This is a genomic window from Nocardia jiangxiensis NBRC 101359 (assembly GCF_000308615.1).
Lineage (GTDB): Bacteria > Actinomycetota > Actinomycetes > Mycobacteriales > Mycobacteriaceae > Nocardia > Nocardia jiangxiensis.
The window spans coordinates 73,962-98,291 of sequence record NZ_BAGB01000002.1 but is presented as its reverse complement, the minus strand read 5'-3'; the positions used below and the strand labels follow the sequence as shown (position 1 = coordinate 98,291).

Genomic DNA, 24,330 nt, shown 5'->3' with positions numbered 1-24,330 from the left:
TCGCTCAGCGCAAAGTGACCTGACGCGAACGCAATCCGTCGCGCGAACGTCGCTCGTCCGGGGTCAGGGGGGCATCGGTGGCGAGGGCTTCGCTCAGGCGGGCGCCGAATTCCGTTGCGGGCTTCACCCATTCGGTGGCGTGCCGTTCGCGGTCCAGGTCGAAGACGGGGACCAGCAGGCCGTGGGTACGGAACGAACCCGCGAAGCGGGAACCCTCGCCCAGGTGCAGACCGCCGGAGGTGTGCAGGCGCGCCAGTGCCAGCATCAGCGCGTCCTCGTCCTCCGGGCGGACCCAGCGCAGGTGCGCCTTCTCCCCCGCGTCCACCCACCAGGCCGCACCGATGGCGTCGGCGTCCAAATGCAGCCGGTCGGACGGCATGATCGCCTGATTGGCCTGCTCGATGGTGGCGGCCACCTGCGGATCGGGTTGCACGCCCTCGGGCACCCACCAGTTGAAGTCCTGGTGCACGGTCAGATCCAGGGCCGCGTTCGGATCGATCACCTCGGTCAGCGCCTCGGCCACCGGATCGGCGTCGGCTGCGCTGTTCAGCGATTCGCCGGGCTCGGTGATCTGCGTCCAGGCGATCGCGGCGGCCAGGTCGGCGGCCGGATTCTCGGACTGGAACTGCACCTGCGCAGCGACGAATCCGATCGGTTCGGCGGCGGCGCGCACCAGTGCGGCCACCGCGCCGGGCAGGACCGTGGCCAGGGTCACCGGACGTTTCGCGGCGAACCCGGGTGCGGTCTGCAACGTCGCGGTCGCCGACGGCACGAACTCCCGTAGCGCCACCAGATCGCATTCGGCGGCCAGACCTTCGAACGGACGCGTCACGCCGCGGCTGGCTTGCTCGGCTCGCCGCTCGGCGAGACGCTGGGCCCGGTTGCTGTCGGGCTTGGGAGTATTCCGTTTGCTCTTACCCACGAACGCAGAACCTACAGCGCGAGGCCGCCGGATCGCGATTCACCGTGCCGTCGAACGCCGGGAAGTTGTCCGGCGCACCGGGCGGTCAGTGACTCGGCTGTGAATCGGGCAGCGGCGGAAGCCCGTCCAACAGCGCCTTCGTGCGGCCGGGATGGTTGGTGGCGACCCAGCTGACGCCGAGTTCGGCGCACAGCTTCACATCGTCCGGCTCGTCGACCGTCCAGCAGTACGTCGCACGTCCGGCCACGGCGGCCTTGTCGACCAGGTCGGGATGTTCGCGCAGGGTCTTCACCGAGGGGCCGACGGCGGTCGCGCCGACCGTGGTCGCCGCACTGCCGCCGAGATAGCGGGAGGACTCGCCGAGCAGCACCGTGGGCAGCAGCGGCGCGGCGCGGCGGATCCGCCAGACCGCCGTCGCGGCGAAGGACATCACCACCGCCCGCGAATGCGCCGCCGAGGCGGGTGTCGCGATGCCGAACCGCTGCAGTTCGGCCAGTACCTTGTTCTCCACCAGCGCGCCGTAGCGCACCGGATGTTTGGTCTCGATGAACAGTTTGGTCGGCCGACTGCGCCAATCCAGCACCAGTGAGATCAGCTCGCTCAGGGTCAGTACCGCGGAGGGTTCGCCGTCGGCGCCGAAGTCCAGGGCGCGCAACTCCTCCAGGCTCATCTCGCTGACCAGACCGGTCCCCGACGAGGTGCGATCCACGGTGCGGTCGTGCACACAGACCAGGTGGCCGTCGCGAGTCAGCCGCACATCGCATTCGACGCCGTCGGCGCCCTCCTGCAGGGCCAGCTCGTATGCGGCGAGAGTGTGTTCCGGACGGGCTGCCGAGGCGCCCCGATGCGCGACGACGAACGGCGCACGACTGTCCTGGTTCACTTCGCCATGACCTCCTCCTGCTCGGAGTCCGCACCCGACACGGCCTCCGCACGCACATCCTGCACGACCTCGGCATCCGCTGCGAGCGGGGCCGCCGGACCGGCCGGATCCGGCACGGCCGCAGCGGAATCCGCGTCGTCGGATCCGGCGCCCGCCGGATGCACCGGTTCGATCACCGGAACGGCCGGACCGCCGGTGGGCACCCAGCGCTTGGCCAACCGGCGACGACCGCGCAGATCCAGCCCCTCGCAGGAGCGCACCACCCACAGCGACAGCACCACGACCGCCGTCGCCACCAGATCGGTGTAGACGGTGAAGATCACGCCGTTGGCCTGGGCCTGCAACGTCGACGCGGTACGGAAGCTCAGCGCGACCACGGCCATCACACCGTTGAGCACCCAGACCGACCACCAGATCCGCACCGTCCGCAGCATGCGCGGATCATCGTGCCGACGGGCCAGTTCGGTCAGGAACACCCCGGGCCACAGCAGATTCACCACGGGCACCACACAACCCAGCAGCAGCGCCCACATGCCGCGCGGATCGCGCTGCCCGTCAGCGGCGTAGGCGCGACGCCGGGCCTCGATCAGCCACCCCACCAGCGCGACCGCGGTCATCAGCGCGACCACCAGGGCCAGCACGGCGAAGACCCGCACCGACCAGTCGGACAGGTAGACCAGGATCGGTTCGATCAACCGCGTCCGGTTCCACATCAGCAGCAGGTACCGCCCGAACTCGGCGGCCGCGGACAGCGCGAACAGCACCGCCGTGGTCGTCAACAGCCGGATGAGCCGATCGGTCCACCGGTCCAGCCGCGAACGGGGTGCGGAGATCGGCCGGCGCGGCCGGTCGCGCAGACCCCAGCGCGGGATCTCGGTGTAGCGGGGCGTGGCAACGGGTGCGGAAGTCCTGGACGACGGGCGAGTCTCGCGCGACCGGGGACGCCCCGGCGGCCGGGCGACCCAGCGGTAGTTGCGGCGCTGCGGCGGAGCGTCGACCGGAGCCGGGGACAGCAGCACACCGCGGCAGCGCGGGCACCAGTGCATGGGTCTGCCCTGCACCGCCCATCGTGCACCGCAGCGGGCACAGGGCTGTACGACGGTACTCACCGCCATGCCGGTCCCCCTCTCATCAATAGATCTTCGCCTCGTGATCGCCCTCGGCGGTGAGCGGGCGGCCGGCCTTCTGCCAGGCCACCATGCCGCCGGAGATGTTGACCGCGTCGAAACCGATATGCGTGAGATAGCGCACGACCTGCAGCGATCGCCCACCCTGGCGGCAGACGACGTAGATCTCCCGGTCGTAGTCCAGTTCCTCGGCGCGCGCGGGAATGTCGGCCATCGGGATGTGTACGGCGCCGGGTGCGTGCCCGAGCTGCCACTCGTCGTCCTCCCGGACGTCGAGCAGTGTGGCCGGTGTGGTCCCGGCATCATCGAATTCGGCAGGTACGGCATCCACCGGCACCGATGGAATTTCGGGGCTCGTCACGTCTTCGATCCTGCCACGGCGGCCGGACCGGTGGAGAGTGTGGATAACTTGCGCCGAGTTATCCACATATCCACAACCTCATCCACAGGTCGAGAGTGCCGCGGCGATCGATCCGATCCGAACCCCCTGACCAGCGAGAAGCGCATGTGGGCGACCGATCCGAAACTCCCCTCCTCATGCCGGAGCGGTCGCCCACCACCTTCTACGGGGTCCGCCGCGGGCTGCAGATCCGGCTGGCGGAACTGCGGCGGGGGATCCCGACAACTACTTGGACGGCGCGCAGGGGCGTTCGGTTCCCTCGGTTTCGAAAAATCCCGGCAACACCTAGGGCAAACCGAAATCCCCGACATGTCTGCGGCTATCGGTAGCCTGGGTCCATGGACGCGACCCGCGGGTTACTCGACGGATTGGATACGGCCGGACTCAACACAGCACTCGCCGAAGGCACCTGTCTGGGCCTCGTGCCCGACGCCGCGGCCGCGCGGGTTCGACTCGAACTCGAAGTGCTCACCCTCCCCACCGATGGGCCACCGCCCTCGGATCGCCGGGTGTACCTGACACTCACCGGCGTCAGCCGAGTCGCTGCGTCACTACGCATGCAGCGCTGGGACGATGCCGAACCGCAGGTCTTCCCGCTCACTCTGGACACCCTCGGCGAGGCCATCGCCGGATTCGGCGGCGGCGCCCTGCACGGCTGGGATTTCGTCGACGCCGACGACAGCGGCTGGGCGCTGTGGCGCGAACTGCTGAGCTTCGACACCAAGATCGGCGCCGAACCGGGCACCCATCTGCTGGAGTTCTCCCAGCAGGAAGGTATCGATCCGCGCGAGCTGGATGTGCGGATCTGGTTCGAAGGCGTCTCCATCGCGACCGCCGAGGGCGGCGAGATCCCGCTCGCGGAGTTCATCGCCGGTGGCGCCCGCTGGTGGAAGGCCCACGACGCGTGCGATCCGCGCACCATGCTGCCGGACGTCGCGCCGCCGATGTAGCGCCGCAGAAGATTCCGATCACCGGGAATCTTCCGTTCATCAGGAATTCCGGGGGCACGACCGCCGGTTGCACAGGAGCGGGTGTACGAATGATGGTTGGGTGCGCCCGGCAAGTCCGGGTGCAGACGGCCTGACATACGAGGGAAGGGACATTGTGGCTGAGTACACGCTGCCAGATCTGGATTACGACTACGGGGCTCTGGAGCCGCACATCTCCGGGCAGATCAACGAACTCCACCATTCCAAGCACCACGCCGCTTATGTCGCCGGCGCCAACGCCGCACTCGAGAAGCTGGAAGCGGCCCGTGAGTCCGGTGACCACGGCGCGATCTTCCTGAACGAGAAGAACCTGGCCTTCCACCTGGGTGGGCACGTCAACCACACCATCTGGTGGAAGAACCTGTCCCCGAACGGCGGCGACAAGCCGGTCGGCGACCTGGCCGCGGCCATCGACGACCAGTTCGGTTCGTTCGACAAGTTCCGCGCGCAGTTCACCGCCGCGGCCAACGGCCTGCAGGGTTCGGGCTGGGCCGTGCTGGGCTACGACCAGCTGGGCCAGAAGCTGCTGACCTTCCAGCTGTACGACCAGCAGGCCAACGTGCCGCTGGGCGTGATCCCGCTGCTGCAGGTCGACATGTGGGAGCACGCGTTCTACCTGCAGTACAAGAACGTCAAGGCCGACTACGTGAAGGCGTTCTGGAACGTCGTCAACTGGGCCGACGTGCAGGAGCGTTTCGCTCGGGCGACCGCTCAGGCCAAGGGTCTCGTCTTCGGCTGATACCCGGTGCCGCCCTGCGGCGCACACTCGGCAAATGGGCCCGCGAACCATCCGGTTCGCGGGCCCGTTTCATGTTTCAACGCTGTTACCTGCGCTTTAGCACTCTCTGGTACTTGTGTGCCAGACATTGTTCGGTCCATTCTCGGGTACTCACAACTTCAGGACGGCTCGCTATTCCGGCAGCCATCCCGGACAGACTCGGGAGGCCACGATGCACACGAACGATCCGGTTCGAGTCACGCCATTCCAGGCGCACGGATCACTGCGAGGATTTCTCATCGGAGGCCGCTGGCCGGACACCACGAAGGAGTGGGCGCAGCTATTGGCCCTGGCTGTGCGAGTCGCGACGCTGCCGGGCATTCTCACCACGACCACGGTGTTCGGCGCCCGCGAAGATCTGCCCGACGATCCCGAACCCGGCACGGTGGGCTTGGTACTGGCCGAGGGCCCGGTGCTGGGCGAGCAGGCGCTCGAGCCCGGCCGATTCGCCCGGCACGTGCCACCCGCGCTGATGATGCTGCATCCGCCCTCGGAGACCCGCCCGTCCTTGCCCGAATGCAGTGGTGCGGCCTCGGGCTGCGTACTGCTGCCGGGGGTGCCGCACCTGGGGCTGCAACATCGCGCGGCCTGGGTGGAGGCCGAGTACGACGGCACGGTGACCTCGATGGTCAGCCGGGTGGGCGTGGATCCGATCAGCGATCCCGATACCGCGGTTCTGGCTATGTTGATCGCGGCATGACCGGTCAGGCGCGGAGGCGGCAGCGGAGCGTAACCACGTCGCGCCCCGGGAAGGCCGCCGTTCGACACAGTGTGAGGGTGACCGAAACCTTCCGGGAGGATCGCCAAACTTATTGTGCGCATTGCGATTTCGATTACAGGAGGTTGGCAGCCGGGGCAGATTAGGATAGGCTTGCTCACAGCGAAGGGGAGTAGCCCCCAATCGCGTGGTCGACATACTGATCCTTCCGGGTCCGGCCACGTGAACCGGCGTCGCGGCGGTTGAGCAGATATCCGCCCGCCCGGTGGGCGAGACCTTCGGCCGATAACCAACCAACCGAAATTTCGGGTGCGTTGTCGGCCGGAGACGTCCCGTCTGCGGCCGGCAGGCCGGAGACCTGGGAGCGTAGAAGATGATCGCCACGATATTGCTGAGTTTCGGCGTGCTGTTCCTCGCCGAACTCGGCGACAAATCGCAGCTGATGGCTCTGACCTTCGCGCTGCGCTATCGGTGGTGGGTCGTGCTCGCCGGGATCACCGCCGCCAGCATCGCGGTCAACCTGATCGCCGTCGGGGTCGGACATTTCCTGGGCGCGGCACTGCCGACCAACGTGATCGCCGTGATCACCGCGGTCGTACTGCTCGCGGTCGGCCTGTGGACCCTGCGTGAGACATTCCACACCGACGCGGACGAGGACACCGAGATCGCCGAGAAGGATTCCGGCGCACGCTCGCCGTGGCGGGTGTTCTTCATGGTGCTGTCGGCATTCCTGCTGGCCGAACTCGGTGACCGCACCATGTTCGCCATCATCGCCCTGGCCTCGAACCACAACTGGGTGGCGGTGTGGATCGGCTCGGTCGTGGGCATGGTCGCCGCGGGCGGTGGCGCCATCGCCCTGGGCATCCTGGTCGGCAAGCACGTCCCCGAACGCGCCATCGCCATCGGCTCGGGGCTGCTGTTCCTCTACATCGGCGCGGCCACGCTGCTCTCGGCCTTCGCCCCGGACCTGGGCCGGGTGAGCGAATACGCGATCGCCCTGCTGGCCCCCGCAGTGGCAGGCGGCGTCCTATTGGTGCTCAACTCCCCTGCCTCTCCGCGACTTCGACGTGCCGTTGAGCGCGCGGAGACCGACGCTTCGGGCCGACAGTCGGATGCGGAGGAGGCTTCTGGGCGTGCCCGGTGAGTTACCGGTGTGCTCTCTAAAGGCATCCCCGCTGGTCATGGTGCCGACAGTACCGGGTGATCTGTGTCCGATTGCTATCTACTCGTCAAGAATTCGGGCGACGTGTGCGCTGGGCGGTGCCGAATGACGCTGTGTCCCTGTCGGGCCGGGGCCAGCGAGCAGGACGGGGCGCAGGGAAGACGTGGGGGTGCGGCGCGGGCGCGGTCGGCCGCTGGTGGGCTGTGTCGGGTTTCATTGGTCGGCAGACAAACATTGAGGGGTGGCACCGCTTAGCGGTGCCACCCCTCAATGCTGTTTCGGTTCGATGCGCGGTCTAGCCGGTGCGGCGGCGGGCTACCTCGTTGAGTGCGGGGCCGAGTTTGCCTGCGATGAGTGCGGTCACGTCGGCGTGTGGCTGGTGCCGACGCACGTACGAGTTGCGCAGCACGCGGGAGGTGTTGCCCAACTGGTCGGCGACCTTGGTCACGTCGAGTCCGGCCGAGATGCCTTCGGTGCCCAGGTGTTTGCGCAAACTGTGGGGTGTGACCGCGTCGGGTAGGTCGAGTGCGGCGGCCAGTCGTCGCCAGCGTCGGCCCATGCTCTTGAGGTTGCGGGGCCCGCCGTCGTCCAGGTCGAAGAACAGCAAATCTTCGGGCCAGTCCGCTTTCTCCGGGCGCGGTGGCAGCCCTGCCTTCAACCGGCGCTTGCGGATGTCCTTGCGCACTGCTTCGGACCGGTCTATCCGGGCGGCCAGCATGTCCAGGACCACTTGTGGGAGCTGGACAGACTTGCTGATGAACTTGCCTTGATTCAGGTCTTCGGCGTCGTGTCCGGTGTAGTCGGTCCACACCTGAGCCGAGCCGTCACGGGTGCGGACCGCGCCACGTGGGGTCAGGATTCCGGTGTCGAAATCGATGTCGGACTCGCACACGCCGAGTGTCTGGCCGAGTCGCCATCCGGTTGCGGCGACGAACACCACCCAATCGGCCAGATCCTCGCTCTCGCAGTATTCCGCGACCGTGGGCACGCGCTGTTTCCACGCCCCTTTGCCTTGGCGCTTGTCCAGGGTGGGGCAGGGTGTTTCGGAGGTGTAGACGTCGAGCAGGATGCGCCCGACCGTGGCGGAGTCGACGAACGCGGCACCGCCCCGGCGACGCTGGAAGTTGGCCGGTTTCGGCAGCAACGCTTCGCGGACCGGGTTCCCCGGCGGGAGCGCGCCGACGCGGATGCAGAACCGGAACATCCCGGACAGGATGTTCTCCTTCAGGATGCGCGGGGCGCTGCCGCCGCGCTCGCGGGCGACGTGGCCGAGCATGTCTTCGATCACGGCGGTGTTGATCAGACCGATTTCGCGTTGTCCGTATTTCGGGTTCACGGTGTCGCGCATCATCGGTTCGTAGTTGTTGATCGTTTCGGGGAGCCGCCCGCGCGTGAGTAGATCGTCCTTGTACGCCTTCCACGCCTGCACCAGGGTGGAACGCTTGTTCAGGGCGCTGGCGAGGGTGACCGAGGAATCGATCCACTCCTGTGCGTCATCGATGAAGGCGCGGCGGGCGCGTTCCCCGGTCCGGTCCGGCTTGGCCCGGCCCCGGCTGTCGGTCTCCGGTGGTGATGAGCGGGTGATGCGCTTGTAGTTGCCATTCCAATCACGGGGCCGCCCCGAAGCGGTCCACACGCCCGCTTGCGTCGGGTGCGGTTTCAGGTTCGGTTCGGGGACAGTGCCGGGATCGAGTTCGGGACGACCGCGTCTATTCTGAGCCATGCCTCTATTCCTTTGGAGGGTGTAGTGGTGTTGGCTCCCGTCGCCCGCTGTTGGAGCAGCGGGGTTCAACCGGCGGGGGCCAGCTTCGTTATCGGGATTGCCCGGGGCCTTGTGGTTCCCGGTCGTCTTCGAGAGCCGCGCCGAGCAGCAACACGATGTCGCGCAACGCTTTTGCTCTACCGTGCTCGGACAGTTGCAGGTACATCGGTGCCGTCACGTCGGTGAACATCTGAATGGCGCTAGCCTCGTTCGGCTTGCCGCGCGGGGTGGAATCCAGCGCATCGGCGAGCTTGCGCAGGGTTTCAGCTTGGGGGGTCTTGCCGCTTTCGACGTTGCTGATCGTGCGGACGGGAACCCCGGCAAGCCTGGCCAGGTCTTCCTGAGTGATGTTGCGAGCCTTCCGCTCGGCGGTGATCTGTTCGGCCACCTCTTTCCGCTGGTCGAAGGACAGGGCCGTGAAGTCTGCGCGGGTCCAGTCCCGTTCGTTCGATTGCTCCACGGCCCCATCCTAACAACTATTTCAGGAAATATATGTCTTATGCAGGAACTAGCTAGGCGGCGGCGGTGCCGCCGCGTCGGGTGCGTTGTTCCTGATCAGCGATCCATTCCTCGACGTCGGTGCGGCGGTAGACGATCTTGCGGCCCAAGGCGAAGGAGGCGGGGCCGTAGCCGATGTGCCGCCAGTAGCGCAGGGTGCCGACGGTGAGCTTGTACTCATGGGCCAGTTCGGCGGTGGTCAGCCAATCTTCACGGTGGTGGCGGTGCGGGGTGGCGTCGGCCGGGGTGGCGGGTTCGTGTTCGGACATCGGGGTTCCTCTCAGGCGGCGGTGCGGCGGGCGGCTGGTTGCTGGGCCAGGTCGGTGAGGCGGCGGGGTACGGAGTGCGTGGCCGGGTGCCAGACGGGTCCGGCGGGACCGTGTTCGGTGATGTCGATGGCGGTGGCGCTGGCGACGCTCAGCCCTGCCGACAGATGCGCGTCTGCGGCGAGCTGACGGTGGAAATGGGTGTGCCGTCGCGGGTGGGCGAAGACGAACAGAATCGGAACGTTCATGCCCGCGCGGGCCAATTCCCGGTAGCGCTCGAGCTTGGCTGTCACGTCGTCTATTTTCTCGGTACCGTTGTCGAATTCGAGAAAGAATTCCAGCGCGACACCGTTTTCCTCCCATTCTCCATATGAGTCGGGCCGGACGATACCGGCGCAGTATTCTGCGGTTTTCGGTTCATTCCACCATTCCCGCAATACGCACTCGTCGTTATTTCGGGCGTGTAATCCGAGCCGGGAAAAGAATTCGTTGATTCCGAGGAGGTGGTCTAGATTCTGCGATCTGGATATGCGCAGCATCCTTTCCTGCGTTTTGGATGGAGTGGGAATTGTTCGGCGGTCGCGGTCGGCAGCAACGATCATCGCGCCGAGCGGACCGAGGGTGTAGCGCCACGGGATCGAGCCGGGGCCGGGGCAGTGACGGAATCGGGCCAGTACGCCGCGCGTGGTGAGCTTGGCAAGCCTTTTCCTGGCTACGTTCTCACTCGCGAACAGCAACGCGGCGATCTGCGGGCTGGTGAGTACGTGATGGGCTGCCAGTAGGGACAGCAACTGCATGTCCCTACTGGTGAGCTGACGTTGAGCAGCTACCGCGTCGGTGAGGGTATATGTCCGTGTGGGGGTGGCTATAGAAGCCAGTCGGGGTTTTCCGGTCACCATGAATCCCACCCCTGGAACTGGGTAGACGGGTCGGGCGGGGTATCCCGGCGGGTGTCCCGCTCTAAGTGGGACACCGGACGCGCGACCGGATGGGACACCCGGCGGGACACCCGGTGGCCGCTGGTATCGCGGTGTCGCTGATGTGCTGCGGTCAACTCGGAGCGCTGCCGCAACTCGGTCCGCCGGTCATGGGACAGGCCCGCTGTTTCCCGTGCCGCCGTGCGCATTGTTTCGGCGCGTCCGAGTAATTCCGGCGGGAGCGGCAGGGTGGTGATGCTGAACGGTTCCACAGCCATTCCCTGGTCTATTATGCGCACGGATGCGGCGTATCCGTCGCGATTCCGCAAATCGGTGTGATCGAATACCGGCTCGAAATGCGGCGTCAGGGTACGGGCATCGTCCGGCGAGACAGTGAACACGACCTTGTTGCGGGCGTTGGCGTCGACCGCGCCCCGAATATCCGGCGGTAGCTGGGCAAGGTGCTGATGCGCCAAAACCAGCGACAGCCGATACCCGCGTGCTTCGGCGAGGACTTGATCGATCCCGATCGGCAGGTGCAGGAAATTGTGGCATTCGTCCACGATGATCGTCGCGTCCGGCCGTTGTTCGGGTGGAATGGCCGCGCGGCGGGTGGTTGCCTGCCACAATCCCGACAGCAACAGTGATCCGACCAGTTGCGCACCGTGCTCCCCGATTTCCCCTTTCGGCAACCGGGCGATCAATATTCCCCCGTCCAGAATGTCGGAGAGCGTGAAAGTGGACGCGGGGGCGGTGAGCAGGTCGCGGGCGAAGCGATGCGAGATCACATCCCGCAGCCGGGAGATCACCGGCCCGCACAACTGCTGCCGTTGCGCCGGGCTCATCTCCCGGAAGCCTTGCCAGAAGCCTGCGAACCCGCCCGGCTCCCCGTACTGGTCCACGATCGGCCGGTGATAGCCCGGATCGGTCAGGATGGTCACTACGTCGGCGAGGGTGGAGCCGGGACGCTGGGCCAGGGTCAGGCAGGCGGCGGAGAACATTTCGTCCATACGCGGGCCCCACCATTGCGCGTACACCTTGCGGAAGGTTCCGATCACCGTCCGCGCGGCGAACTCCCGCCCCTCCGCATCACCGTCATCCCCGGACGCGGGAGCCAGGACGTTCCACGCTGGTGGTGCGGAGCGTTCGGCCGGGTCCAGCACGACCAGCCGCCCGCCCGCATCCTGCGGAAGACGGGCAAGCACGTTGTCGGCAAGGTCGCCCTGGCAGTCGATCAGCACCACCCCGCGCCCGGCGTCGGCTTCGGCGAGGGCGTGGTGAGCGAGCCAGGTGGACTTGCCCGACCCGGTCACTCCAGGAACATGCAGGTGGTACCGGGCGGATTCGACTGGCAAGCCGAGCATCCAGCCATCGGCCCCGACGCCCAACGGTTTCGGTGCCGCGCGCTCCGGTGCATCTGCCGGGACGAGCCGCAACCGGCCCACGGCGGGCGTGCTGTTCTCATGATCAGGTTGTTGTGCAGGCATGACGGAACTCCTTTGCAGCTCAACGGAAATCAGACGGCGGAACACTGCGCGACCCAGCCCCGGGACGCGGCCGGGCTGGGGCTGTCCGGCTACGGTGGCCAGGCAGGGCAGGGGGCGGGAGCCACAGACCACCGCGGTGGCCTACCTGCCCCGGCCGCGGTGCTCGCTTGTCGGCACCGGCCACCGGTGGCGGGGTTGTGCGCGATGGCGGGGCGGGGTGCCCGAGGCGGGGCACGCTGGGGCGTGCGGTGCGGGTGCGGGCATGCACCACCGGGAGCCCGAACCGGGCCGCGTCGGCAGGCAGGTGCCAGAGCGCGGCGACTTCGCTCACGGTGGCGATGAACGTCCGGCCCGGACGTCGCACCAGCACCCGGTGCCCGCTCCAGACGCGACGCGACCGCAGGCCGCCGACAGCGGCGTCGGCGATCGCATCGAACCCGCCCTCGATCTCCCACACCGCATCCCGGCGCGGCACCGGGCCCTCGGACACCAGCCCGACGCGCAAGGTCGCCGACAAGTGCGGGCCCGCCGCCATTTTCGCTGTCTCCGCACTCTGACGGGCTGCGGCCAGCGGCGGCAGCGACGCAGCCGGGGCCGGACGGACCGAGGTGGAGGTACGCGGGTCCGCATACAGCGTGCGCACCAGCGCCAACAGTTCGCTCAGCCCGACACCCAGCGCCTTCCCCAGGAGCTTGGGAAGAGTGCGGCGGTAGTAGGGGGCCAGGACCAGCTGCACGAACCCGGTCTCACCGGCCGGGCGGGCACACAACCGGCCCAGCACCCCCGACAGCGGGTCCGGCACCGGGGCCGGACCGGTCCGGGCGGACAGGCGGGTGCCGGTCCACGGTGCCCACACTCCGTTACGGGCGGTCACCTCCACGGCCATCGCCCGACCAGCCAGAGCGGGCGGGGTAGTGACAGTGACCTTCGCACCGGGCCAGGCATCGGTGAGAGCCGCCGTGACGACGCCGGGGTTCATCCGGGGCGGCACCCAGACCCCCATGCGCGCCCCGGCCGCCGTGGCCACGATCTCGAGAACGACATGACGCGCAGCCACGCCGACACGGCGAGTGCGGTGCAGCCCGCCGGCCATCCGGCGGGCGAACACGCCGGCCGCCTCCGCCGTCACCGACGCGGGCACCTCGATGTCCAACCACACCGCCCGCGCGGCCTCACGCGCACGCCAGCGACGCACACACACCCAGACGATCGAGACGACGAACGCGAGCATGCCCGCCAGCACGGCCAGCAGCGGCCAGTACGCCGCCACCAGCCCCACCACATCGGGCCAATGAAACTGGTGAGTAAGAAGTTTGGCAATCATCAATCGAACCGCCTTCCGATCCAAAAGGGGCAACGAAACAGACCCGACACAGCACGTGCGACCGACGCCGTGTCGGCACAGGTTCCGGGGCGCGTGCCGGGCGGACGGATGTGCGCCCGCCCGGCACGCGACAAGAAAGCGATCAGGCAGCGGCCTGGTCGTCCAGCATGATGACGGTGAACGGCTCGCCGCCGTAGGAGGCGTTCTCCACCTCGCTGCGAAGGTGGCCTTCACAGACCGGCAACTCGTAAACGCCGTCGGCATCGGTCAGCACCGCGACCGCGAGCTGCTGGCAGTGCATCGCCCGCATCACGACGTTGGTCATGATGTAGCCGCACCCGTCGACAGGACACCGCCAGCCGTGCCGCCAGCCCGCGAACTCGAGCAAGTCACCATGACGCGGGCAGCCCTGCCGCTCGACACCGCAGAGGAACGGCAGCCGCCATGTCGGCGTGATGTCGAAATCGGTCAGATGCACCCCGATCAGCGTCCGCAACCACCGACGCGTGAGCGCATCGGCCACGCGCCCGGCCGGACCGGGCCGCACCCGATCCAGCCCAGGCACCAGCAACCGCAACCGCTCCTCCGCCACATCCACCAGCCGCGAACGCACACTCCGCGCGTCGCCGTCACCGGAAACGAATTCCTCAACCGCCGCGTCCACCTGGTTGCGGCCACGATCAGCGTTCGTGTTCTCACTCATGAAAAGTTCCTCCAAACAGGGATTTTCGATTCAGCAGGGATACGCGGCGGAAGGCGGCAGGACACCGCCGCGCCGCACGTCCGCCCGCAATGCGGGACGGACAATCGGTAACGCCGACAACACCTCCAATCCGATCGCCTTGCCGGTACCTCCGGCGGGTGGCGTCATATGAGGACTCCGGTTGAAGACCCGTTTTTAGACACGGTGTGATCTAAAACACGCAAAGAAATCGGAGAAGAAGCGTCGAGACCACCTGTCGCCCACCGGATACGAGGCGGTTCGAAGGCGTTCGGCGGTGTGCGTCGGCATCGCAGACTCCTTCCTGAACGCGGTTGCCGTAAAAGGTGCCTCTACTTACTTAATTCCAGCGAAGGGGTCGATTTGGGACACGGTGTGAGCTGACACACACAAAAGAGATCGCAGACGAAGCAGCAGGATTGGAGGGCGCACATAGCAGGAGTGATACACGTCGCCAATCTCCGAGCACTCTCCAAACGATCTCCAGACAATCTCCGCGCGCTCTCCAAACGGCCCCCGCGCACTCACAAGTGCCGGTCGATGGCGACGCGAACCGCATCCGAAAAAATTTCGAATGCGGACATGAACGGACTTCGAGAACGGCGGTTCGAGGGGGTATGTCGGCATCGCAATCTCCTTCCGGGGTATGACTCCGGTCATCTGTGCCTCTACCTATTAACTTCCAGCGGAGGGTCCGATTTTGGACACGACGTGAGCTGACACACACCGAAAAGATCGGAGAAGAAGCATCGGGATTGGAAGGCCCACAGTCGGATTGATACACATCGAGCACACCCAAACCACACCGAAAGCACACTCGAACGACACCGAGACCACACCCAAACCGCACCCGGACGTACGCAAGCGCAGGTCAGCGACTACGCGAATTGCATGCGAAAATTTCGTGGCCGCGAGCAAAGGAAGCTCGGGAAACGGGTTCGACGGCGTGCATCGGCATCGCAATCTCCTGCCGGGGCGCGGCTACTGGTGAGATACGGGTGCCGCAATCCCTGTCATGAGCGTGCCCACACGCCGACGTCGGGCAGCAACATGGTTGGCAAAGCCGTTGGGGCCGAGCCGCTTCCTTGGCTCGGCCCCAACGGCCGTTCGTGTATGAGTGATGTGTCGTACGCAGCGATTACGGTCGATTCCGACGGCTAGACGATTCTGGTGGTCCGGGGTGGCCGAGTTCGGCCGGGGTAGTCGCGGAGCCGCGCAGCGCCTTCTTGGCCCGCGCGAGGCGGCCACGCCGTCCGTCGGCCAGGTCCACACCGCCCCAGATGCCGTGGTGCACGTCTGAGATCAATGCTTCCTGAGCGCAGGTTGGCCGAACCGGACACTCGCTCCAGCACACGTCGACCGCCGGAGCGACCGCCTGGGCACGCAACAGTCCGCGCTGCTCGGGCCACCACATCTCCGGTGGATACTTGCGACAGGCTGCTCGGGTGCGCCACTCACGCTGGCTCAACTCGTCGTCCTTTCCTGACCAAGGGCCGCGACCCATCCCGCTATCTCGTTCCTGCCGCGCCGGAGCGGCGCGGGCCGACGGCATAGACGTGCCTCGGACGGGGTTTCCTCATAGGGCTGGAAGGTTCGACCACGCGTGCGTACAGCGCCCACGTGCCTACCAGTTCACGCAGCTCAGCCGCATTTTCGGCGGTCAGGTCAATCTCATACGTTTCTTTGTCGAGCCCGAAGACCACCGTCTCCGCAGCCGCCGAGACGCCGTCGCGATCATCGACCAGCTCGACATGTGTCCGCTCCAACTTTTCCAATTCCTTCCGTTGTAAATAGTTCTCATCCCCGTACGTCAGGCCCTCGGGGCGGCGGCGGCATAGGTGCAGGCGCTTGGCCGTCACCAGCTGTGCCCGCGCGGCGGTGCGATGCAGGAGGGGTGCGCGGCGGGCGATCTCGCACAGCCCAGCCGGAATCCGATGATCATGGTCATCGGCCAGGCTCACAGCCGTCCCCTTCCGCTTCGCGCGGAAGGATGTGATAGTCGACCGAGAGCGGCACCGCACCGTCCGTCCAGCTGATCGACACGAACTTGCCCTCGGCCGTAGCCTCGGCCGCAGTGTCCAAGTAGCCCTTGACGAACCGGTGCACGTTGTCGAACTCTTCGATGTCCGGCACGCTCGCGCGGCACTGTGCCGCCCGGCTATCAAGATCCTCCCGCTCCTCGGGCAACGTGAAACTGCGGACTTCCCCGCCGAACCGCCCGAACAGGTACGCATCCATCCCGATCACCGGCCCCTGATGCCCGGCACCGCGATGGATGCACTCCGGTGTACATGTTGCGTGCGCAGCACCGTGCTCACCGCCGTTCCGCTGGTCGGCATGGCGAGGCTGGCCGCCACCATCGCGAAGATCGCGAAGCTGTAGCGCTGCCGATCGGTATATGTCACGTTCTCACTCCAAGACTTCAGATAGGGCCGCAATCGATATCAGTGCGGCGCAACAGTTTTCGATACAGGGCCAGGCCCTCGCCGGTGAGCCAGTACACCGGTTCACGGTGCCGCCCAGCCGTCGGCGAGGTTCCCGTGGCCACATACCCGCCCTCCAGTAGCCAGCGCAGCGCTGCGATAGTCGGCCCCAGGCTGAAACTGCCCGCGAGACTGCGGGCCGAGATCGGCTTCCCGATCAATCCCAACGCTCGAACAGTCCGAACCAGGCTGCGCGAGACCTCCACGCGGCCACCAGCAGGACCCGATACCCGCCCTGCCCCGCCCGCCCGGCTCAGATGGTTCCGCACGAATTCTCTTGGACTGTAAAGAATTCCGCCCAATACTCGCCCCGAATCGCGTCCCACAGCTCCGACAGTTTCGGGAACCGCTCACGCATCTCCGCCAAGTCAGGGGCAGCAGCGGGCACGGTCGCCGAGAAAAGAGGAGCTGTCTCGGATTCATTGCGCACCAGCAGTATTCGCACGCAGTGGTGATCCAGGCTCCAGCTCGCGATCCAGCCCACTGCTTCGGTACAGCGTTCACTCATACCGGCCCCTCGAGAAAGGTTAGTGATTGCCTTCGCCGCCAGATGCCCTCGCGGTCGCATCAGGTGATGGGCCCAATTCCGAAAGCTTGCTCAGCACATCGCGGATCGTCTGCGCAGACGGCTCGCTGAGTCCGTTCGATTCGCCGGGCAGTGGCGGGAACGCGAGTCCTCGCGCGGCGGCACGCTCGCGCGGGCTCCACCTGGGCGGCACGAGTCGGCCCGCATCCACCAGCGTCCGGTACGCCGCCGCTTTCCATGCACACCGGTCAACTTGGCAGGTGAGATGGTGGCGCATCTGCTCATGCGCCAGTGCGACATCGGCGCGGCCACACGCTTGCGGTGATGCCACTATTACCGCCGCGCTCATCTACGCCACCCCCGACTCGACCCGTGCGGGCTGCACGGCCCGCACCCAGGTCTCTGCCGGGCACACGGTCTCCAGATCGAAGTCTTCGCAGACGCGTGCCGGTTGATTGTCGACGTGCGCCAGGTCGTACACCACGATCGTTTCAACATCGAGGCCGCTCGCAATGCCCAGGGAATACCCGACAGGGTCAGTCGTGTCCTGTGGGGGCCGCACGGTGTACAGGTAGTCGTAGCCCAACGCTCGGGCGTGCCGTGCAACAGCGTCCGCATGTCGAGGCGCGTCGAGCCCGGACAGGTCACCCCGCACGAACCCCACTGCCTTCGGCCGCCCTCCCGGGGGCTCCGAATCCTGTTCTCTCGCTATCTTGTTCGTCATATTTCTGGCGGTGATGCGTGACTGGAGATCGGTCGAAGTATCGAAGGTTTGCATATTCATGGCTGTCCCGCCGCTTGTCGATGTGTGGTCCGTTCTCTTGCCTGTGGAAGCGGTGCTGCGCGATGGCGTCGGCCGCTTGGCACCCTTTGAGTACAGCACCGTTAGAAGTGAAAGTGGAGACATAACAGATCAAGTCCAATCAGATAGAATCATTCCAGATCAACTGGAATGATTTTGTAGCCTCGCTAACGAAAGTGGTGGCAATGAACGCTCAGCCAACGACTACGACGCTCCCGCGCAGACTGCTGGCTCGACGACTGCTCGAGCTGCGCGAGCAGGCCAAGCTCACGAGGGACAAGGCGGCCAAGCTAGCGGAGATGAGTTCGCAGACGTTGTGGCGCTTGGAAAATGGGCAGGTAGCCCAGGTCAAGAAGATGGTGATCCGGGCACTGTGCAATGCCTACAACGCCAGCGACGAAGATCAGCGCGCGCTGTTGTGGCTGGCAGAGGAAGCCCGCAAGACTGGTTGGTGGCAGTCCTACGGCGATGCGATCTTCGGCAACGTCGATCTGTTCATCGGTCTCGAACAGGCCGCGCGGCGCGTCACGTCGTTTCAGCTGACGTTGTTGCCAGGGTTGGTACAGACGGCCGAATACCGGCGCGCGGTGGCGCGAATCAATATTCCGCCGTTGACGGACGAAGAGATCGACCGACACGTTGAATTGCTTACGAAACGGCAAGAGCGCCTTGAAGAATCGCGGGAGCGGTTCAGTCTGTACGTGACGCTGAGCGAGGCCGCCGTGCGTCATCCCATCGGCGGTCGCGCCATCATGGCTGCTCAGTTGCGGCATCTCGTCCGGCTCACTCATCGATCGAATGTGTCGATCCGAATCGTTCCGTTGACCGTGGGGTGTTTCCTCGGGCTCGATGTCGGCCCGTTCGTCTTGCTGGAGTTTCCGGAGCATGTGAACCCCGCTCTCACCGAGCCTCCTGTGGTCTATATCGAGGGCTACACTGGGGCTTTGTACCTGGACAAACCCGACGAGATCGAGCAGTACCGGACAGCGCTTTCCGCTATCGAGAGCGCTGCACTGAATCAGTCGGAGTCCAGGGCGTTGCTGATGAAGATCGCAGAGGAGTACGAAGCGTGAGCGTCGACCTGTCCACGGCGAAGTGGTTCAAGAGCAGCCGCAGCGGAGTCGGGAAGGATTGCGTGGAGGTTGCGCACCTGGAGGGCGGCATGGTTGGGGTTCGCGACTCGAAGAACCCGGACGGCCCAGCGCTGGTGTTCGCGCCTGCGGAGTGGGACGCTTTCACTTCGAATCTGCCGGATCGCAGCGTCAGCCGGTCATAGGAATCCTCCAAACATTGATTTGAACGGGGGCCCCGCCGCAGTGGCGGGGTCCTACTTGTCTCCGGACAGTTGAGACCGGATGCGTTCGAGTGCTGCCGAACATTCGATGGCCAATTCGCGCATCCCAGCCTTCTCGGTCGCCCTGATCGCGCGCTGGATCTGATGTGGTATGCGGTGGCGTTCCGCGGACTGCACTGCTTCGGCGAATACTGTTGCAGCGGTATCAGTTTCGCCGATGGAAGCGAGTACCTCGCCGCTCGTTACGCGTTCGATGATGTGCCATTGTGGCGCGGCGGGTGTGCCGGTCGGCTCGCGGACCAGTCGGCTGGCCTCGCCGATGCGGCCGGTGCCCATCAGTCCTCGAATCTCTATCTCGCGCAAGGTGAACGGATGGAATAGCAGGCCGCTGCCCGGGTGGCTGTCGAGCAGGCTGCGATAGGCGCTCAGGGTGTTGTCGAAGGCCTCGGCATCACCGAGTTCGCCTGCGGCTCTGCACAAGAACGCGAGCGAGCTACCTGTCTCGGCGGGGTCGGTCGATAACTCCAGGGACTGTTCCAACCGCGCAACAGCCGCACCAGGTTGTCCGGACTTCCGCAGTTCGTTGCCGTGCATTCTGAGCGTGTGGGCGTAGAACACCGGCTCGCCGAGATGTGCTGCCACTTTGGCTGCCTGACCGGTCCATCGGGCCGCTGCTGATAGCCGTTCTTCGGGCAGCACAGTGCCGAGCGACACTCCGAGAGCGGTGCGGGCCTGCGCCAGCAGAATCAGACTGTCGCGTTCCATATGCCCCTCGGCCGCGCGAGCTTCCAAACGTGCCACCAAGGGCCACAACTCGTTGACAGCTTCGACAGCATGACCGGATTGGCGGGCAATCTCGGCAAGTCGTACGGTGCTATCGCCGAATTGGAGCATCGCCCGGTATTCGGCGTCGTCGACGCCGGTTACACCCAGTACATGGGCAGGCACGCCGATCCGTGCGGCGATGTGCCGTCGGCTGGTCACGTCGGTGATGGCGCGCTTGCCGGTTTCGATCATCGAGACGTACGAGCTGTCGTACCCCAATAGCTCAGCCAGCGCGATTTGATTCATGCCGTTGATGCGACGGTAAGTACGCAGGATGGTCGGGAGGTCACGCGTGGCGATCGCGGTTGCCGCTTCGGGGGAGGCCCACAGCCACACCGCCGACGTGATGGGCGCAGCCCGGACGGCCGGGGGCGTGGCGTCGTTGCTGGCGGCGCAGGTGGGGCACACGAGTTCAGTTGCGTAGGAACCGATCACGACGCCGCATACCTCACACCTGCGCCCGACCACCTTCGCCGCCTAGACGTTCTCTGCGGCGCGCAACTGCGCAAACCACGTCATGATCGACCGCTTATACCCGTCCGGCATGTTCAACGCGGCAATGTCGCCCTCGGCGAACAGCCCGACCTCCTTGTGCTCATGAGAGAGCACCGGTTCGGCATCGGTGTCCGGATAGCAGCCATAGGTCACGATGAACACGTGCTTTTCGGCTTCGTTGATGTAGTACATCCACGAATCGAGAATCGGCCCGGTCGTCACCGGCCACCGTGTCTCTTCGGAAATTTCGCGGGCCACGCACTCCTCCGGCGTCTCATCCGGTTCGATTCGGCCGCCCGGTAGCTCCCACTCCTCACGTTCGTTCTTCAGCAGCAGCACCCGGCCGTCACGGACGACCACGCCCTTGATCGAGATCGAATACATATGCGGTACGTAACCGGAAGCAGTCATAGCGGCGACGCTAGCAGCCGAAACACCCCCGCGACGCGGTGTCGAGATGACAATCTGTCAGTGGACCCCCAGCACACACCGGCGCACCGTTGGGAGATGTTCGTTGACTTGCAACAAGATTGGGCCGCCAAGATCGCAGCCCAGCTCACCAAGGACGGCTTCGCTCGTTTCGACGGCATCCGGACCCGAACGCAACTCGTGACGCTCAGCGCATCGCTGGGCGCAATCATCGCCCACCGTGACAGCAACGATGACGGCGTAACCACGCTCGAGAACAGGGCAGAACTCGGCCAGCGTCTCGGGTTCGCAGGCTTCGGCACCGGTGCCCTACCACCCCACACCGACCGCTCAGGCGAGATCAACCCGCCTGCCCTCCTGTTGTTGGTGTGCGGCCACAGGAGCGCATCAGGTGGGGAATGCCTCGCGATCGACGGCCGCAGCGTCTACACCGATCTGATGCACACCAATCCGCGAGCGATACAAGCCCTAACCCGGCCCCGCACAGCACTTTTCGGCGGTGCTTCCGGTTATCTGGGATCGGTGTTCGAGCACACCCAGGGCGGGCGGATACGGATTCGGCTGCGCATGGACGGCCTCGTCCAGTACTCCCCGGAACTCACCCCGTGGCTCCCAGCTCTGACCGCTGCCATCGAACAGCACACGACGCGCTTTGCACTCGATCCTGGCCACGGCTACGTCCTGCACAACCATCGCTGGCTGCACGGACGGACCGCATTCACCGGAGACCGCCTCATGTACCGGCTGAGCCTGAACCCGCACCCCGAGTTCGCAATTCCGTCAGGCTTCCAGTTTCCCGACATCCCGGCGGTGGCCTGATGAACGTCGACTACGACACCGTACGCATCACGATCCAATTCGAGAACGGGTCCGACGATCCCAACCACTACCCCTACTACGACGAATGCGGATTCGAACCCGGCCCGCTCACCCCCGGCCAAGCCCACCGACTCCTCCAGATCCACCTCCACGGCGACACCGTGCAATGTCGGCAGAAACAAGCCGCCCTACGAGTCCTCGAGGCGGCCGGGCGGATTCATCGAGCGCGCCGACCGAGGATACGAACACGGTGGTGCCCATAGATACCTACCGTCGATGCGCCCCAGCCCCAGCAACCACGCCCCGGACCCGAGAACGCCGACGTTGCCCAACGTCGACATGCACGCAATCGCCCGCCCCGTCCTGGTTGCTGGCCAGCTGTCGGTACTTGTCATCAATCGCACCATTTAATAGCTGACGTCGGCCAACGCCGCCCGCACGTCTCAACGCTAGTAATCGATATCACAGCTGCAATCCGACAGTATCTCAGCGTATCCGCAGCTCAGTGCGGCAATGCCGTCCACGGCACCCAACGCTGTTCACCATTGACAACGACACCAATCGCACGTTAGTTCTATGTGAGTACATGGAGTTACCCGTGTACTCACGAAATCAGTAGCCCGGACTTGTCCCTCAGTGCGGGGTGATCTGTTCCGGGGACCCGAACAGATCTCCGCTGCGGCGCAGTAGTTGCAACAGCGGCTCGCGCAACGCTTGCAAACCGTCCGGATCGTCGGCGGCAACTCGGGCGGTGACCATCGCGCTGATCGCGGCGACCAGGGTCTGGCAGGCGAAATGTTGTTCGGCGGTGTGGGCGTCGAGGATCTGGGCGACCATCACGGCGAATGATTCCTGCAACTCGCCGCGGCGGGCGATGGCCTCCGGGCCGACCGCGTAGACCTCGATGAGAAACAGCCGGGCATCGGCCGGATCGGCGGCCAGGCCGCCCAGATACGCGCCGAGCATCGCCTCGATCCGCTGCTCACGGGTGGCCGCATCGGGCAGCGTTCCGGTCGCCTCGACGATCCGTTCCTGCAGGAGATGCGCGGCTCGCTCGTAGGCGGCCTCGAAACAGTCCTCCTTGGAGCGGAACTGCTCGTAGAACGTCTCCCGCGACACCCCGGCCCGTTTGATGATCGCCGCGACAGACGTTCCGATATAACCGTTTTCGGTCATCGCCTGCGCCATCGCGCTCAGGATCCGGTCGCGCTGGGAGGCGATCACCGTCTCCCGCGGCAGCCCGTGACGGCCCCGGGGCAACTGCCGACTGATCGCGGCCGGATCTGACATCGATGCGACTCCATTGTTCGCGTGCGGATTCTCTCCATTTCATTCTGGCCCACCGGAGATCGACGCCGGACGTGACGCCGGAGACGCCACCGATCGGTAAGACGGTTACTGTTCCTCTTGACGGAAGGCCAGCGAAGGGCCGTCACCAACGAGAGGACCAAACACCGTGGAGATTTCGGGCTCTGCCGCAATCATCACCGGCGCTGCGTCCGGCCTGGGTGCCGCGACCGCCAAGCGGTTCGCCGACCAGGGCGCGACCGTATTCGGATTCGATCTGCAGCAGTCGATCGAACGGGCAGGCGACAGCGTTCCCGCCGGTGTCATCCTGCTCCCCACCGATGTGACCAGCGGCGATGAGGTCACCACCTCGGTCACGACGGTCGTGGAATCCGGCGTCCCGCTGCGCATCGTGGTCAACTGCGCCGGAGTCGGCTGGGCGGGACGGATCCTGTCCAAGAACGGCCCGCACGATCTGGAGCTGTTCCGCACGGTAATCACGGTCAACCTGCTGGGCACGTTCAACGTGATGCGCGTGGCCGCCGACGCGATCTCCAAGACCGAGGCCATCGACGAGTACGGCCAGCGTGGCGTGGTGATCAACACCGCGTCGGTGGCGGCATTCGAGGGTCAGATCGGCCAGATCGCCTACTCCGCGTCCAAGGGCGGCGTCGCCGGAATGACCGTTCCGGCCGCACGTGACCTGGCACAGTTCGGCATCCGGGTGAACACCATCGCCCCCGGCATCATCGACACCCCCATGCTGGCCGGTGTCACCGAGGAGTACCGCAAGGGCCTCGAGGCCGGCGTGCCGTTCCCCTCGCGGCTGGGCCGCCCGGACGAGTACGCGCAGCTGGCGCAGTACATCACCGAGCACGACTACCTCAACGGCGAGACCTTCCGGATGGACGGCGCGCTGCGCATGGCGCCGCGGTAATTCTGCCGAAAAAATCAGGCCCGCACCGGAACTCGGTGCGGGCCTGATGTCGTTCGACCGCGTGACGCAGTCGGATCCCCGGGCCGGACGTCCGGGATCGACGACTACTGGGCGCGAACGCCGGAAGCCTGCGGGCCCTTCTTGCCCTGGGTGATCTCGAAGGTGACGCTCTGCCCCTCCTCGAGGGCCTTGTACCCGTTACCCTCGATCTCCGAGTAGTGCACGAATACGTCGGCGCCGCCGTCGTGGGAGATGAAGCCGTAGCCCTTCTCCGCGTTGAACCACTTCACGGTTCCCTGAACCATTATTTCTCCTGACGAGGTGTTGTCCGATCGCCGCGGACCGCGATGACCGGGTGGTCGCATCCAGACGGCGACTACTACTTGCCCGGCAAGGAGAAGCGACGCCCGCACAATGTTCCGCGCGAGCATGTTGAAACACGAGCACACAAAAACTGCGACCAACATGTATAACACCCT

At 65.7% G+C, this 24,330-nt stretch carries 30 protein-coding genes; 8 read left to right on the top strand and 22 right to left on the bottom strand.

Translation table 11 applies throughout. From position 1 onward, the window contains the following. Positions 1-4 precede the first annotated feature (4 nt). From ON40_RS00630 to ON40_RS00615, 4 genes are all read right to left on the bottom strand, one after another. On the bottom strand, positions 5-922 hold the full coding sequence (locus ON40_RS00630) for a DUF5926 family protein (RefSeq protein WP_040817115.1): 918 nt from the start codon (positions 920-922) through the stop codon (positions 5-7). 85 nt (positions 923-1,007) lie between these two features. Continuing rightward, the gene (locus tag ON40_RS00625) at positions 1,008-1,805 is read right to left on the bottom strand and encodes a glycerophosphodiester phosphodiesterase (protein ID WP_040817113.1); all 798 of its coding nucleotides are present in this window, start codon (positions 1,803-1,805) and stop codon (positions 1,008-1,010) included. Then, on the bottom strand, positions 1,802-2,920 hold the full coding sequence (locus tag ON40_RS00620) for a DUF4328 domain-containing protein (RefSeq protein ID WP_083895304.1): 1,119 nt from the start codon (positions 2,918-2,920) through the stop codon (positions 1,802-1,804). The genes ON40_RS00625 and ON40_RS00620 overlap by 4 nt, the downstream gene beginning before the upstream one ends. A gap of 16 nt (positions 2,921-2,936) precedes the next feature. After that, positions 2,937-3,293 carry a rhodanese-like domain-containing protein gene (locus ON40_RS00615; protein ID WP_085997610.1) on the bottom strand — a complete coding sequence of 119 codons (357 nt, stop codon included), beginning with the start codon at positions 3,291-3,293 and terminating at the stop codon, positions 2,937-2,939. A 377-nt stretch (positions 3,294-3,670) separates the two neighbouring features. Between ON40_RS00615 and ON40_RS00610 the strand changes: the two genes are divergently transcribed. The 4 genes from ON40_RS00610 to ON40_RS00595 all read left to right on the top strand — a co-directional run bounded on the left by ON40_RS00610 (position 3,671) and on the right by ON40_RS00595 (position 6,961). Further along, on the top strand, positions 3,671-4,282 hold the full coding sequence (locus ON40_RS00610; protein WP_040817111.1) for a hypothetical protein: 612 nt from the start codon (positions 3,671-3,673) through the stop codon (positions 4,280-4,282). A gap of 154 nt (positions 4,283-4,436) precedes the next feature. Continuing rightward, entirely contained in the window at positions 4,437-5,060 is a 624-nt protein-coding gene (locus ON40_RS00605; RefSeq protein WP_040817110.1) for a superoxide dismutase, read from the top strand. Between the two features lie 211 nt (positions 5,061-5,271). Continuing rightward, a complete protein-coding gene (locus ON40_RS00600) occupies positions 5,272-5,799 on the top strand; it encodes a hypothetical protein (protein ID WP_040817107.1) in 528 nt (175 codons plus the stop codon). Between the two features lie 391 nt (positions 5,800-6,190). Further along, positions 6,191-6,961: a TMEM165/GDT1 family protein gene (locus ON40_RS00595; protein WP_051192446.1), complete on the top strand. Its 771-nt coding sequence runs from the start codon at positions 6,191-6,193 to the stop codon at positions 6,959-6,961. 313 nt (positions 6,962-7,274) lie between these two features. Here the strand turns inward: ON40_RS00595 and ON40_RS00590 are convergent, their stop codons facing one another. The 14 genes from ON40_RS00590 to ON40_RS00535 all read right to left on the bottom strand — a co-directional run bounded on the left by ON40_RS00590 (position 7,275) and on the right by ON40_RS00535 (position 17,687). Continuing rightward, on the bottom strand, positions 7,275-8,702 hold the full coding sequence (locus ON40_RS00590) for a site-specific integrase (protein WP_157186145.1): 1,428 nt from the start codon (positions 8,700-8,702) through the stop codon (positions 7,275-7,277). A gap of 88 nt (positions 8,703-8,790) precedes the next feature. After that, positions 8,791-9,201, bottom strand: coding sequence for a helix-turn-helix domain-containing protein (locus ON40_RS00585; protein WP_040817103.1), 411 nt, complete (start codon positions 9,199-9,201; stop codon positions 8,791-8,793). A 52-nt stretch (positions 9,202-9,253) separates the two neighbouring features. Next, positions 9,254-9,508: a helix-turn-helix transcriptional regulator gene (locus ON40_RS00580; RefSeq protein ID WP_083895303.1), complete on the bottom strand. Its 255-nt coding sequence runs from the start codon at positions 9,506-9,508 to the stop codon at positions 9,254-9,256. 11 nt (positions 9,509-9,519) lie between these two features. Then, positions 9,520-10,404 carry a replication-relaxation family protein gene (locus ON40_RS00575; RefSeq protein WP_157186144.1) on the bottom strand — a complete coding sequence of 295 codons (885 nt, stop codon included), beginning with the start codon at positions 10,402-10,404 and terminating at the stop codon, positions 9,520-9,522. After that, positions 10,398-11,909, bottom strand: coding sequence for a type IV secretory system conjugative DNA transfer family protein (locus ON40_RS00570; protein WP_157186143.1), 1,512 nt, complete (start codon positions 11,907-11,909; stop codon positions 10,398-10,400). The genes ON40_RS00575 and ON40_RS00570 overlap by 7 nt, the downstream gene beginning before the upstream one ends. A 19-nt stretch (positions 11,910-11,928) precedes the next feature. Next, the gene (locus ON40_RS00565; RefSeq protein WP_157186142.1) at positions 11,929-13,233 is read right to left on the bottom strand and encodes a hypothetical protein; all 1,305 of its coding nucleotides are present in this window, start codon (positions 13,231-13,233) and stop codon (positions 11,929-11,931) included. 142 nt (positions 13,234-13,375) lie between these two features. Next, positions 13,376-13,936 (bottom strand): hypothetical protein, encoded by a 561-nt coding sequence (locus tag ON40_RS00560; RefSeq protein WP_040817098.1) that lies wholly within the window; start codon positions 13,934-13,936, stop codon positions 13,376-13,378. A 1,156-nt stretch (positions 13,937-15,092) separates the two neighbouring features. Further along, positions 15,093-15,458, bottom strand: coding sequence for a WhiB family transcriptional regulator (locus ON40_RS55890; RefSeq protein ID WP_373281817.1), 366 nt, complete (start codon positions 15,456-15,458; stop codon positions 15,093-15,095). A gap of 4 nt (positions 15,459-15,462) precedes the next feature. After that, entirely contained in the window at positions 15,463-15,915 is a 453-nt protein-coding gene (locus ON40_RS55375; RefSeq protein WP_051192440.1) for an Lsr2 dimerization domain-containing protein, read from the bottom strand. Continuing rightward, a complete protein-coding gene (locus ON40_RS54240; RefSeq protein ID WP_245567598.1) occupies positions 15,899-16,192 on the bottom strand; it encodes a hypothetical protein in 294 nt (97 codons plus the stop codon). Before ON40_RS54240 ends, ON40_RS55375 begins: the two co-directional genes overlap by 17 nt. 5 nt (positions 16,193-16,197) lie before the next feature. Further along, entirely contained in the window at positions 16,198-16,359 is a 162-nt protein-coding gene (locus ON40_RS51525; RefSeq protein ID WP_157186140.1) for a hypothetical protein, read from the bottom strand. Between the two features lie 17 nt (positions 16,360-16,376). Beyond that, a complete protein-coding gene (locus tag ON40_RS00545) occupies positions 16,377-16,604 on the bottom strand; it encodes a hypothetical protein (RefSeq protein WP_040817093.1) in 228 nt (75 codons plus the stop codon). An 86-nt stretch (positions 16,605-16,690) separates the two neighbouring features. Then, a complete protein-coding gene (locus ON40_RS00540; RefSeq protein WP_157186139.1) occupies positions 16,691-16,945 on the bottom strand; it encodes a hypothetical protein in 255 nt (84 codons plus the stop codon). Positions 16,946-17,312: 367 nt separating this feature from the next. After that, positions 17,313-17,687 (bottom strand): hypothetical protein, encoded by a 375-nt coding sequence (locus tag ON40_RS00535; protein ID WP_169541801.1) that lies wholly within the window; start codon positions 17,685-17,687, stop codon positions 17,313-17,315. Positions 17,688-17,950: 263 nt separating this feature from the next. On the opposite strand from ON40_RS00535, the gene ON40_RS00530 reads away from it, so the two are divergent. Next, complete coding sequence (locus ON40_RS00530; protein ID WP_040817087.1) at positions 17,951-18,838, top strand: helix-turn-helix domain-containing protein; 888 nt, start codon at positions 17,951-17,953, stop codon at positions 18,836-18,838. Further along, positions 18,835-19,041, top strand: a complete 207-nt coding sequence (locus ON40_RS00525; protein WP_040817084.1) for a DUF397 domain-containing protein — start codon at positions 18,835-18,837, stop codon at positions 19,039-19,041. The genes ON40_RS00530 and ON40_RS00525 overlap by 4 nt, the downstream gene beginning before the upstream one ends. A 51-nt stretch (positions 19,042-19,092) precedes the next feature. Here the strand turns inward: ON40_RS00525 and ON40_RS51520 are convergent, their stop codons facing one another. Together ON40_RS51520 and ON40_RS00515 are read right to left on the bottom strand one after the other, a co-directional pair. Then, positions 19,093-20,319, bottom strand: a complete 1,227-nt coding sequence (locus tag ON40_RS51520; RefSeq protein ID WP_051192438.1) for a helix-turn-helix transcriptional regulator — start codon at positions 20,317-20,319, stop codon at positions 19,093-19,095. Between the two features lie 42 nt (positions 20,320-20,361). Then, positions 20,362-20,790, bottom strand: a complete 429-nt coding sequence (locus ON40_RS00515; protein ID WP_040817081.1) for an NUDIX hydrolase — start codon at positions 20,788-20,790, stop codon at positions 20,362-20,364. A 96-nt stretch (positions 20,791-20,886) separates the two neighbouring features. Here ON40_RS00515 and ON40_RS00510 point away from each other — a divergent pair, with 96 nt between their 5' ends. Continuing rightward, on the top strand, positions 20,887-21,627 hold the full coding sequence (locus tag ON40_RS00510) for a TauD/TfdA family dioxygenase (RefSeq protein WP_040817079.1): 741 nt from the start codon (positions 20,887-20,889) through the stop codon (positions 21,625-21,627). Positions 21,628-22,260: 633 nt separating this feature from the next. On the opposite strand, the gene ON40_RS00500 is transcribed toward ON40_RS00510, so the two are convergent. Then, positions 22,261-22,917 (bottom strand): TetR/AcrR family transcriptional regulator, encoded by a 657-nt coding sequence (locus tag ON40_RS00500; protein ID WP_040817072.1) that lies wholly within the window; start codon positions 22,915-22,917, stop codon positions 22,261-22,263. 166 nt (positions 22,918-23,083) lie between these two features. Between ON40_RS00500 and ON40_RS00495 the strand changes: the two genes are divergently transcribed. Beyond that, on the top strand, positions 23,084-23,851 hold the full coding sequence (locus tag ON40_RS00495) for an SDR family NAD(P)-dependent oxidoreductase (RefSeq protein WP_040817069.1): 768 nt from the start codon (positions 23,084-23,086) through the stop codon (positions 23,849-23,851). 104 nt (positions 23,852-23,955) lie between these two features. On the opposite strand, the gene ON40_RS00490 is transcribed toward ON40_RS00495, so the two are convergent. Further along, entirely contained in the window at positions 23,956-24,156 is a 201-nt protein-coding gene (locus ON40_RS00490) for a cold-shock protein (protein WP_040817067.1), read from the bottom strand. Positions 24,157-24,330 lie beyond the last annotated feature (174 nt).